This is a genomic window from Mucilaginibacter sediminis, from assembly GCF_051903035.1.
Taxonomy (GTDB): Bacteria; Bacteroidota; Bacteroidia; order Sphingobacteriales; family Sphingobacteriaceae; genus Mucilaginibacter.
On sequence record NZ_CP170602.1, the window covers coordinates 1773157 to 1784927 of the forward strand.

The 11771-nt window shown below is 42.7% G+C and carries 10 protein-coding genes; 7 read left to right on the forward strand and 3 right to left on the reverse strand.

The genetic code is table 11. From position 1 onward, the window contains the following. Nucleotides 1–205: 205 nt before the first annotated feature. The 6 genes from ACFGVS_RS06935 to ACFGVS_RS06960 all read left to right on the forward strand — a co-directional run bounded on the left by ACFGVS_RS06935 (nucleotide 206) and on the right by ACFGVS_RS06960 (nucleotide 6600). Nucleotides 206–2296, forward strand: a complete 2091-nt coding sequence (locus ACFGVS_RS06935) for a nitrite reductase (RefSeq protein ID WP_439698011.1) — start codon at nucleotides 206–208, stop codon at nucleotides 2294–2296. Next, complete coding sequence (gene cobA / locus ACFGVS_RS06940; RefSeq protein WP_439698012.1) at nucleotides 2296–3072, forward strand: uroporphyrinogen-III C-methyltransferase; 777 nt, start codon at nucleotides 2296–2298, stop codon at nucleotides 3070–3072. Before ACFGVS_RS06935 ends, cobA begins: the two co-directional genes overlap by 1 nt. Then, on the forward strand, nucleotides 3050–4558 hold the full coding sequence (locus ACFGVS_RS06945; protein ID WP_439698013.1) for a TSUP family transporter: 1509 nt from the start codon (nucleotides 3050–3052) through the stop codon (nucleotides 4556–4558). The genes cobA and ACFGVS_RS06945 overlap by 23 nt, the downstream gene beginning before the upstream one ends. A 1-nt stretch (nucleotide 4559) precedes the next feature. Next, nucleotides 4560–5270, forward strand: coding sequence for a phosphoadenylyl-sulfate reductase (locus ACFGVS_RS06950; RefSeq protein ID WP_439698014.1), 711 nt, complete (start codon nucleotides 4560–4562; stop codon nucleotides 5268–5270). A gap of 140 nt (nucleotides 5271–5410) precedes the next feature. Next, the gene (locus ACFGVS_RS06955) at nucleotides 5411–6343 is read left to right on the forward strand and encodes a hypothetical protein (RefSeq protein ID WP_439698015.1); all 933 of its coding nucleotides are present in this window, start codon (nucleotides 5411–5413) and stop codon (nucleotides 6341–6343) included. An 89-nt stretch (nucleotides 6344–6432) separates the two neighbouring features. Further along, nucleotides 6433–6600, forward strand: coding sequence for a hypothetical protein (locus ACFGVS_RS06960; RefSeq protein WP_439698016.1), 168 nt, complete (start codon nucleotides 6433–6435; stop codon nucleotides 6598–6600). Nucleotides 6601–6651: 51 nt separating this feature from the next. Here the strand turns inward: ACFGVS_RS06960 and ACFGVS_RS06965 are convergent, their stop codons facing one another. Continuing rightward, nucleotides 6652–7233, reverse strand: coding sequence for a GNAT family N-acetyltransferase (locus ACFGVS_RS06965; protein ID WP_439698017.1), 582 nt, complete (start codon nucleotides 7231–7233; stop codon nucleotides 6652–6654). 606 nt (nucleotides 7234–7839) lie between these two features. On the opposite strand from ACFGVS_RS06965, the gene ACFGVS_RS06970 reads away from it, so the two are divergent. Further along, the gene (locus ACFGVS_RS06970; protein ID WP_090647651.1) at nucleotides 7840–8181 is read left to right on the forward strand and encodes a hypothetical protein; all 342 of its coding nucleotides are present in this window, start codon (nucleotides 7840–7842) and stop codon (nucleotides 8179–8181) included. A gap of 86 nt (nucleotides 8182–8267) precedes the next feature. On the opposite strand, the gene ACFGVS_RS06975 is transcribed toward ACFGVS_RS06970, so the two are convergent. Beyond that, the gene (locus ACFGVS_RS06975; protein WP_439698018.1) at nucleotides 8268–10055 is read right to left on the reverse strand and encodes a beta-N-acetylhexosaminidase; all 1788 of its coding nucleotides are present in this window, start codon (nucleotides 10053–10055) and stop codon (nucleotides 8268–8270) included. A 261-nt stretch (nucleotides 10056–10316) separates the two neighbouring features. Continuing rightward, on the reverse strand, nucleotides 10317–11741 hold the full coding sequence (locus ACFGVS_RS06980; RefSeq protein ID WP_439698019.1) for an efflux transporter outer membrane subunit: 1425 nt from the start codon (nucleotides 11739–11741) through the stop codon (nucleotides 10317–10319). Nucleotides 11742–11771 lie beyond the last annotated feature (30 nt).

The window sequence follows — 11771 nt, forward strand, 5'->3', positions numbered from 1 at the left end:
TTTTTCAATTAAATTCTACCATTTCCCTATACTATGTATATATTTGTGTTATAAAACATAATGAGCCCTATTAATACACACACTTATATCCACATGTACTGCTGTTTAACCGGCGACAGGACACGGCTATAATTTGTATTATCCACATACGCCTCTTTAGCCAAAGCCAAAGGGGCTTTTTTATAATTGATTAAAAAAATAGCTTATGCAAAGCTTCAGAACAGAACTGGAGAACCCAATAGTAGAGCAGGATATTATCGACCTGGAAAAAAAGATCAGAGCTTTTCGTGAAGGTAAAATACACGACGAAAAATTCAGGAGCCTTCGTTTGGCCCGTGGTGTGTATGGCCAGCGCCAGCCAGGTGTACAAATGGTGCGCATTAAGCTGCCATTTGGTAAGGTAACTTTTAAGCAACTACTTAAAATTGCCGATATATCTGACGAGTACGGAAGCCGTAACTTACACCTTACCACCCGCCAGGATATCCAGATCCATTATGTAAGCCTGGATCGTACGCCGGAACTTTGGGCCAAACTGGAGCAGGATGATATCACCCTGCGCGAAGCCTGTGGCAATACCGTGCGGAATGTTACCGCCTCGCCTACCGCCGGCATCGATCCGTTGGAGCCTTTTGATGTATCGCCTTATGCACATGCTACTTTCGAGTACTTTTTGCGTAACCCTGTTTGCCAGGAAATGGGCCGTAAATTTAAAATCTCGTTTTCATCAAGCGATACGGATACCGCTTTTTCATATATTCATGATATTGGCGCCATCCCTAAAGTAAATGCTAACGGCGAACGTGGCTTCAAAATACTTTTAGGTGGCGGCTTAGGCGCACAACCCATATTGGCAAGCATTGTTGAAGAGTTTTTACCCGAAGATCAGCTGATTCCTTATATCGAAGCCATCATTCGCGTGTTTGACCGTTATGGTGAACGTAACAACCGTAATAAGGCCAGGATGAAATACCTGATCCAGAAAATTGGATTAGAGGAAGTGTTACGTTTAGCCAAAATTGAAAGAACTGCCATTAAAGTAAAAAGCTATCCTGTTAATCGCGATACCGTTGCATTGCCAGCGCTGCCGGCAACAGCCGAATACCCTGCGGTAGAAATCAGCAACCCATTCCGCTATGAGCAGTGGCTGGTTACCAACGTTTTTGAGCAAAAGCAAAAAGGTTTTTACGGTGTATATATTAAAGTACCGGTGGGCGATATCCCATCTGATACCGCGCGTGCCCTGGTAAAGGTTTTAGAGCCCTTGGTGGCTAACGAAATCCGCATTACGCAAAACCAGGGTTTATTGTTAAAATTTGTCCGTAAAGAAGCATTGCCTGCTTTATATGAAGGTTTAGCTAAACTGGAGCTTGCCGCGCCCGGTTTTGATACCCTGGCCGACGTTACTACCTGCCCCGGTACGGATACATGTAACCTGGGCATCAGCAACAGCATGACCATGGCGCGTGTGTTGGAAGATTTGATTTTTAATGAATACGAAGAGTTCATTTTTAACCGCGACATCAAAATAAAAATAAGCGGATGTATGAACTCCTGCGGCCAGCATGGTTTGGCCCATATAGGTTTTCATGGCAGTTCGCTTAAGGCCGGTACAAAGGTATTGCCTTCGGTACAGGTAATGTTGGGCGGCGGTACTGTTGGCGATGGCATAGGCCGTGCGGCCGAAAGAGTAGTTAAGGTGCCTTCAAAACGCGCTACCGACGTTTTAAGAAAAATCCTTGACGATTACAAAGAGTTTTCGCCAGAGGGTGAAACTTTCCATGCCTATTACGACCGCCAGGGTAAAGATTATTTTTACCGCCTGCTGAAACCGCTTGCAGATTTAACAACCCTTACCGATGATGAATTTGTTGACTGGGGCCACCAGGAAACCTATGTATCTGCTATTGGCGTAGGCGAGTGTGCGGGCGTAGTAATTGATTTGGTTGCTACCCTCCTTTTTGAATCGGAGGAAAAAATGGGCTGGGCAAACGGTTCATTTACCCGGAGCGACTGGTCTGACGCTATTTATCATTCATACAATGTTTTCATCAGTTCGGCAAAAGCTTTATTGTTAGATAAAGGTACCAACAGCAGTACACAGGCTGGCATTATTAAAGAGTTTGATGCACAGTTTGTAGCAACCGGCGAGTTTGATTTGCAAGGATCGTTTAGTGACCTGGTACTGCAGATCAATCAAAACGAGCCCTCAGCCGAATTTGCAGCAGCATATTTAGCGCAGGCCGAAGAATTTTTAGGAAAAAGCAAAGCGCAAAGAGAGGCATTGGTGCAATAATGACGGATAACACTAAACAACCACAAATAACTTTAGTGGGTGCAGGCCCCGGCGATGCCGACCTGATTACCGTTAAAGCTATTAAAGTATTAAAAACAGCCGATGTTGTTTTATACGATGCTTTAGTGAACGAAGAATTGCTTGGCTATGCGCCAGAGGCTTCGGTAAAAGTATATGTAGGCAAACGTTCCGGCGATCATACCTACTCACAGGAAGCTGTGAACCAGCTAATGGTTGATTACGCTATCAATTACGGCCACGTGGTAAGGTTGAAAGGCGGCGATCCGTTTGTATTTGGCCGTGGGTTTGAAGAATTGGATTTTGCCGCATCACATGATATCCCCGCTTCGGTTATCCCTGGAATCTCCAGTTCCATAGCCGTAGCCGAATTACAAAATATCCCGGTAACTCATCGCGGTTTAAGCGAAAGTTTCTGGGTAATTACAGGTACTATATCAAACGGGAAAATATCACCTGATTTGTATGATGCTGCCAAAAGCAGGGCAACGGTTGTTGTGCTTATGGGGATCAATAAGCTGGCCGAGATTACCGAAATATTTAAAAGTGAAGGAAAAAGCAAGCTGCCCGTAGCGGTAATTCAAAGCGGCACTACAACCGATGAAAAAGTTGCTATTGCTACAGTTGATACCATTGTTGATGCAGTGAAAGAAAATAATATCGGTTCGCCGGCGATTATAGTGTTGGGCGAAGTGGTTTCATTGCACCCTAAATACCAGTTGATTAAAGAAATTTATGACGTTGTTGCCAAAGGATAATAGTTTAACGCAAATTGAGCACGAAGAGATCGGCGGTAATCAACTGTTCCCGGTTTTTTTGAAGCTGAATAACCTCCATACCGTTTTGGTTGGTGGCGGTAATGTTGGCCTTGAAAAACTAACGGCTATTTTAAACAATAGCCAGAAAGCCAATGTAACGGTAATATCTAAAACATTTTTACCCGAAATTCATAAACTTGCCGCGCAATACCCGGGCTTAACCATTGTTCAGAAATCGTTTACGGATAACGACCTGGATAATGCCGAGGTGGTAATTGCAGCTACTAATGATAGCGAACTAAATAAATACGTGCGCCAATCGGCACATGACCGTAAGCTGCTCATTAACGTTGCGGATAAGCCCGAACTTTGCGATTTTTATTTAGGTTCGATAGTAAAAAAGGGCGACCTGAAACTGGCCATATCAACCAATGGTAAATCGCCTACGGTAGCCAAACGCTTAAAAGAAGTACTAAACGAAAGCCTGCCTGATGAACTGGATACCACGCTTCAACAAATGAGTGAGTTAAGGAACACCTTAAGCGGCGACTTTGCAGATAAAGTTAAACAACTGAATAGTGTAACATCAGTATTGGTTGAGCCGAAATCTGTTGTGATCAAAAATTTCATCTGGCTTATATGGTCAACCATTATTGTTTCATTGGCCATTGTTATAACTGCTTTATACTTCAAAGAACCCGCTTTTAAAACATTTGTTGAAGGTGTAAGCCCGCAGTTTTATTACTTTTTAGGCGCAGGGTTTATATTCGCGATGATAGATGGCGCTATTGGCATGTCGTATGGTGTTACATCAACCACTTTCTCCCTTTCAATGGGCATCCCTCCTGCTTCAGCAAGTATGGGTGTCCACCTGTCCGAGATCATGAGCTGCGGTATTGCCGGATGGATGCATTACCGTATGGGCAATATCAATTGGAAGTTATTTTGGTTATTGGTATTACCGGGCATTGCCGGTGCAGTTATTGGGGCATCTATCCTGTCGTCCCTTGAACATTACAGCATGTATACCAAGCCCGTAGTATCAGTGTACACTTTGATATTAGGCGTTGTAATACTCTCCAAAGCGTTCAATATTAAGAAAAAGAAATCGGCTGATAAGGTAAAACGAATATCGTTGCTTGGTTTAGGCGGCGGTTTTATTGATGCTGTTGGCGGCGGCGGTTGGGGATCAATCGTGTTATCAACACTAATAGCAGGTGGCCGCAGCCCTATATTTTGCTTGGGCACGGTAAAATTATCCCGCTTTTTTGTGGCGATAGCAGGGTCAATCACCTTCATAGCCATGGTAAGCAGCGATCATTGGCAAGCTGTAGCCGGCCTGGTACTGGGTAGCGCTTTAGCATCGCCTATTGCTGCAAAAATTTCAAATAAAATTTCGACCAAAACCATCATGGTATCTGTGGGTATCATCGTGATTTTGGTAAGTATTAAATCAATTGTTGCCTTTATTACAAAGTTTATCTGATATGAACGAGGCTTTTGAATATATAAACAACATTACACCAGGTCTCGGCCCTGTTGAAGCGCTGACTAAGCTGGCTGAGCTTTATCCCGGCGAGGTTGTATTTTCGACCAGTTTTGGTTGGGAAGACCAGGTGATCAGTCATATGATCTTCGCCAATAAGCTGCCCATTAAGGTATTTACTTTAGAAACAGGAAGGCTTTTCCGCGAAACCTATTCAGTTTGGGCCAGCACCATGGACAGGTATAAACAGCCTATTCACGCTTACTACCCTAACCAGGAGCTTTTAGAACAAATGGTGAGTACCAAAGGGCCAAACAGCTTTTACGAATCGGTAGAAAACCGTAAAGAATGTTGTGGCATCCGTAAAATTGAACCGCTTAAACGTGCTTTAAAAGGAAATAAGGTTTGGATTACGGGTATCCGCGCCGATCAATCGGCCAACCGTCATGATATGCATGATGTAGAATGGGACGAACAAAACCAACTGGTAAAATACCACCCTATTTTTCATTGGACTTTGGATGAGGTTAAAGCCTACATCAAACAATACAATATCCCTTACAACTCACTGCATGATAAAGGCTTCCCGAGCATAGGGTGTATGCCTTGTACCCGCGCAGTTGCCGAAGGCGAAGATTTCCGCGCCGGCCGCTGGTGGTGGGAAGATCAATCCAAAAAAGAATGCGGCTTGCATGAGGTGACTGCAAAGTAAACACGATTTCGGGATTTTACAGGATTGACAGGATTTTTTTAAAATTCCCTGCTGGAATTTGGCGCCTCTTTTCATACTTCTTTATTAAGCTTTAATAAGATTGAGCCTTTTAATCAATTATAATTTTCTATAATTGTTTAATGAGAAGAAAAGACGACATCCTTTGGAAAGGGATACTCGAAGATGTTTTTGACGATTTCCTATGTTTTCTTAATCCCGATGCTTCTAAGATTTTCGACTTTAATAAAGGCTTCGAATTCCTGGATAAGGAGTTGGAACAGGTTTTTCCGCCCGAAAATGATGAGTATTCTCCAAAGGTGATCGATAAGCTGGTTAAGGTATTTACCAAAGCCGGCAAAGAAGAATGGATTTTGGTGCATGTGGAAGTGCAGGGCCAATATCAAAAAGATTTTGCCAGCCGTATGTATACTTACTTTTACCGGATACTGGACAAATATCAAAAGCCCATAGTCGCCTACGCCATATTTACCGAAGCCAATACAAAGGAAAGACCAAACCATTTTGCCATAGACTTTATGGGCACCAGTTTGCGTTATACTTTTAATACGTATAAAATAGCCAGCCAAAGCGATGAGGTGCTGAAAGCGAGCGATAATCCTTTTGCCCTGGTTGTGCTTACAGCTAAGGCGGCGCTTGCAGGCAAAGACCTGAAAAGCAGCAGGGAACGTGACGAACTATTGCTGAATTTAAAACTTAACCTCACCAGGTTATTACTGGCCAAACAGATAGCAAAAGAAAAGATAAGGGTACTGATGAATTTTCTGAGGTATTACATACGCTTTGAAAATCAGGATATAAACACTAAATTTGAGCAACAGGTAGAAATTTTAACAGAAAGGAGCAACACCATGGGTATCGAAGAACTTTTATTAGACAGGGCTGAGAAAAAAGGCGAGAGAAAGGGTGAAAAAAAAGGCGAGAAAAAGGGTGAAATAAAAGGCAGGAAAGAAGAAGCTGTCGTTATTGCCCGCGAAATGAAAAAAGATGGCTTGCCTGTTGCCCAAATCGAAAAATTCACCCGGCTTTCTGTTGAGGAAATAGAAAAATTATAAGCAAAACTCTATAAACATTCAAAAACAGTCTGTACTATAACACTAAATTTGAGCAACAGGTAGAAATTTTAACAGGAAGGAGCAACACCATGGGTATCGAAGAACTTTTATTAGAAAGAGCTGAAAAAAAAGGCAGAAATGAAGGTAGAAAAGAAGAAGCTGTTGCTATTGCCCGCGAAATGAAAAAGGAGGGTTTGCCTGTTGCCCAGATCAAAAAATCCACCGGGCTGTCGGTTGAGGAAATAGAAAAACTATGATATACGCTCAATTTAGAATGAGCAATCATCTATGCTTGATTCCAAATGTGTTTAAATCTTTCTGATGTCCCAAACAACTACATACCAATCGCCAAACTCATCGCGGTGGGTGCCGGCTATCTCGAAACCCATTTTTTGATGCACTTTTAACGAGTTGACGTTTCTTACTGCTATTTCGGTAATACAAAGTTCATAATCATCGCCTACAAGGTTGGCCGTTGCGTTGTAAAGTTTTCTCAACAGCCCCAACCCTCTGAAATCTTTATCAACGCACACCTGTCCGCCTACAAAAAATTTATAAGCAGTTAAAACTTTGCCCTGAAACCGGCTTTTATGAAATTCCCTGAACATAGGTTCAAGGCTGGGCAGTTGTTTTTCCATAGCAGCTGTCATGGCCAGGTTATAGCCAATTACTTTGTTTTGATGCAACGCAATAACCTGCGGTATTTGCGCTGCCATTTGCTGTAATAGTTCAACTGTATGCTCGGCAAAAACAAAGCCTTGCTGATCCTGCTCTTCGGGCGTTAAAGATTTGTATAGATTTTGATTTTGAAGCGCTATAATTTGTTCAAAATGTTCGGTTGTAGTAGCTGCCTGGTAAGTTATTGCCGATAGAATGTCTTGGGTCGTCATTTGGCAAATGTCTTATTTTAACCGTATTTGTGCAATCATAAAAAACACTGAATTATTGGGCGAACGATATGGAACTATATGTGAGCGAACATCACTGCTTTGTTGCTTAACTATGATGAGTAAAGCCCAAATAATGAGCAACGCGGCTTAATTGCACGCAAAGTGTTAATATAGACTGCCGCATCATAAAAAGCCTGTATCGGGCTGCTGAGACGGTTCACCGGTCATTGTCATGCTTTTTAATCCACCAGGCAGATTACCTGCCTGCTTCGAAAAAAGAGCATTTATCACTTTTTAGTTTCGGATTTTATTGACAACACTCCCTTGCTACGTAAATAAGGACACAATAACTACTGATTAACAACCCATTACACCACATAGGTTATAAAAATATAAATTGCGGGTGTATACTTTAATTTAGGTAGCTTTGAATTGTTATGCGGTAATATTATTCGCGGGAGTAGCTGTCCCTAATTACCCCTGTTTCAAAACAACAAATTACATACATAAAATAAGATCAGGATATATGATTTTCCTGTTCTTAAAAATCTTAAAAGCCCCTGTAAACGAATACCTACAGGGGCTTTATTTATATATAAGCATATCATGGAAGAAAGAAAGTATTTAACTACCTGGAAAAGGTACATGCCGGTTATCCGTTTGCATTTGAAGAAAAGCCTGACTGAAGATCAGCAGTTCAAACTGAACATTACCGATTTTGAATCTGCCGGCGATCGTGGAAAATCGGGCTACACGTTCAATATAAATATGGAAAACGGCAAGGTTACCAACAACATCAGCGGATCGGCCGTGGCGCGCGATCTTTTTGAGGCCATCAAAGGCGATGATGCTGTTAAGGCTATGTTATTAGACAAAAACGTTAAAATAAGCGTTGGAAAATCTTTTGTGCTAAGCATCAAAACTACCCACCTGTCAACCTATAGGTAGAACCGGAGTAAGCTCAAAGCAAAAGGCGAAAAGCTCAAAGCTACTGCTAATCGGTAATAAACAATATAAAGGAAGTAACCAGTAGGCTATTTCCTTTTTTTACGGGGTTTACTTTTGGTCGACTTGGATTTGGGTGTCGATTTATGAGATTTTGCCGATATCTTATTTCCCCTCTTTGATGCTTTTGAATGTGCTTTATGGTGACGGCCATGTTTTTCGGCTACGGGAGTTTTCCTGATTACAGGTGCAAAATCAACTGCCTCGGGGTGGGCCTGCGGATCGAAAGGGTTAAAGTAATAAATATCGGCCGCATCCCAGTTTTTTAAGCCTGCCTGTACCCGTTCATTAAATGTAGCCTCGTTTTTTACCTCAGGCGCAGTCCACCCAGCTTCGGCCAGGCCGGCAATCCGTGGAAAGAGCATAAAGTCCAGGCGTTTTTCTGATGCTATTTTCTCTGTCCAGATATTTGCCTGCACGCCGATGATTTGGTTTGATGCAAGCTGATCTGCATTTAATTGCCTGTCCGGAAAGTTATAGATATCTGTATACCGGTTAAATACACCCTTCCAGTTACGACCCGAAACGTGTGTGCCATCCTGTAAAAAATCGAGATATAGCGGCAAGCGTGGGCATAACACCACCTGGTAATTTTTCTGCAAAGCAAGGCTTAGCTGGCCCGGCAAATTTTGCCGCCACCAAAAAATGATGGTTTTCCCAGCCGGCAAGTCGGTTTGGGAGGCCTCGTCCCAGGCCAGAATCTTACTGCCCATATTGGTTACAGTATCGGTCATCCGCTTAAAAAAGTAGCGTTCCAGCGTGCCAACATCAGCAAAACCCTTATTCTGCATCATCCGGGCAATGGCCGTATCTAACGACCAGGCTTTGATGCCCAAAACAACCTCATCGCCCCCCAGATGTATCATTTTTGATGGAAACAGGGCAGTTGTTTCCTTGATAACATCCGCTAAATACTGGTAGGTTTCTTCTTTTGCCGGGTTAAATGTGAAGTTTGGATAACCGGCTACGCTCCCACCCGAATATTCAGGATAAGCTTTATTAGCGGCAGTTGCATGGCCGGGCATGTCGATCTCCGGTATCACTGTTATAAAGCGCTGAGCAGCGTAATTAACCACTTCATTGATATCATTTTGGGTGTAATACATCGGAAGGGCCTCTGCCGATGTATCGCTGTAATCACCCACACCGCCCACGGACGTTAACCTGGGGTATTTTTTTATTTCGATGCGCCAGCCCTGCACATCTGTCAAATGCCAGTGGAATTTATTGAGCTTGTAATAAGCCATCCAATCCAAAATCTGCTTAACCTTTTGCTTGCCAAAGAAATGCCGCGATTCGTCGAGCATTAAACCACGCCATTGGTAACGGGGCGCGTCGGTTATTTCTGTGGATGCAAGTACAACATTTTGGTACTCACGGGCGTCAGTTGCATCTGTTGACGCAAGAGTAAGGTTATCACCTTCTTTAGGATGATCTTTAATAAGTTGTAAAAGCGATATCAAACCATAAAAAACACCTTCTTTATTTGAAGATGATATGGTTATCTGCTCCGGCGTAATTTTTAGTGCGTATGCACCTAAAGTTTGGTTTGTGTTGGTTAAAACGAGTTTAACGGTACTTTTTAAATCACCGTTATTTATCGCAGGTGATAAACCTTTTGCTTTAAATAATTCCTTTTGAAAGTAAATAGCCAAAGTGGTTAATGAAGTATCGCTTAAGCTAATTGTCGAGTGATTATTGATGCTGATTTGCCCGGAACCACTTACAACCGACCGTGGCTGAGGAATGATGTTTAAATTTTGTGCTTTCAGGTATCCGGATATAAGAAGCAGCGCTATTAAGAATTTATATTTCATTAAAAAACAAGTCAAAATTATTGGGGTTGCGCTATGATAGCGATTTTATGCTAAATCGAGGTAATTTATTTGTAATATCTGAATTTGGGCACCTGGCTGCTTTATTTAAACACATGGCGTAGACATAAACGCGAGGGACGCAATTATACCCCTCTACGAAAAGGGGCCGGTCGTATTAAATACGACCGGCCCCGAATATTTGGCAATAAGCTGATAAAGCTAAACTACCCTCCTAATCAACTTAATCAACTACTTACCAAATCACTTCCATCCGCCACCTAATGAACGGTAAAGTTCGGCAGTAGCGCTTAGCTCATCTCTTTTAATAGTAGCAAGTGCTAATTCACCTTGCAATACATTGCCCTGGGCTGTTATTACTTCCAGGTAATTAGCCAGGCCGTTTTTAAATAACATGCTGGCGTTTGTTGTAGCTTGCTGCAGGGTTTTTACACGATTTGCAGCTATGGCTTGCTCCTGTTTTAGCTTTTCAATTTTAACCAGGGCGTCAGATACCTCGCCAACCGCATTTAAAACTGATTGCCTGAATTGCAGTACCGTTTTTTCGCGGTCAATTTGTGCAACTTTGTAAGTAGTACTTAATTGTTTGTGCTCCAGTAATGGAGTTACAACACTACCGCCAACTATACCAAACAACGAAGCTGGAATATTAAACCAATTGCTGGCCTTAAAGGAGTTAACGCCACCGCTTGCGGTGATCCTTAAAGCCGGGTACATTTCAGATTTGGTGATGCCCACTTTGGCGTTAGCAATAGTTAAAGCCAGTTCCTGTGTCCTGATATCGGGCCTGCGGCTGATGATGGCCGATGGAACCCCGGCAGTTAGCGTTTCAGGGAATTTAACATCATTTAATGTGCCATTGCGTTCGATAGCATCCGGCAATTTGCCTGCCAAGATACTAAGAGCGTTTTCCTGTACAGCTACGTTCCTTTCAAACTGTGGAACCAACTGCGCAGCTGCCTGCTGCTGTGCTTCGGCCTGTTGTACTGCCAGTAAAGTTACCTGGCCGGCATCATATTGTAACCGGATGATCCGGATGGTACTGTCATTCAGTTTAACATTCTTTTTGGCTATATCCAATTGCGCATCAAGCATCAGCAGGTTATAGTAACCTTGCGATACGTTTGCTACGATGTTGGTTTGAATAGCCTTTTTTGCTTCGGCTGTTTGCAGGTATTCTGCAAGTGCCTGGCGGCTTTGGTTACGGATTTTGCCCCAGATATCGGCCTCCCATGAAAGGGCAAGGTTTGCTGAATAATCTTCAATGTGTTTGGTACCTAAGCCATACTGTTTAATGCTTAATCCGTTGAGGCTGTTATCGCTCGGGCGGCTGCTGCTTGCCGTTACATTTAGTGCAACCTCGGGTACATAATTCCATTTTACCTGTTTAAACAGCAACTGTGCTGCATCAATATTTTTGACCGCTATCTGCATGTCATAATTTTTTGCTATGGCGCTGTCAATCAGCGTTTGCAGGGTCGCGTCGGTAAAAAAATTCTTCCACTGTATATCGGCTATGCTGCTGGTATCGGCAGTGGTTATGGCTGTGGCGCTCCTGAAAGCAACCGGCAGCTCTGGTTTGGGTGTTTCCACATCCTTTGATACTTTACAAGCGCTTAAAAAGGCCGTAAGTAATACAAAAGCTAATGGAGTTATATAACGTTTCATTTTTTTAATATTAATAGAATCAAGAGATTA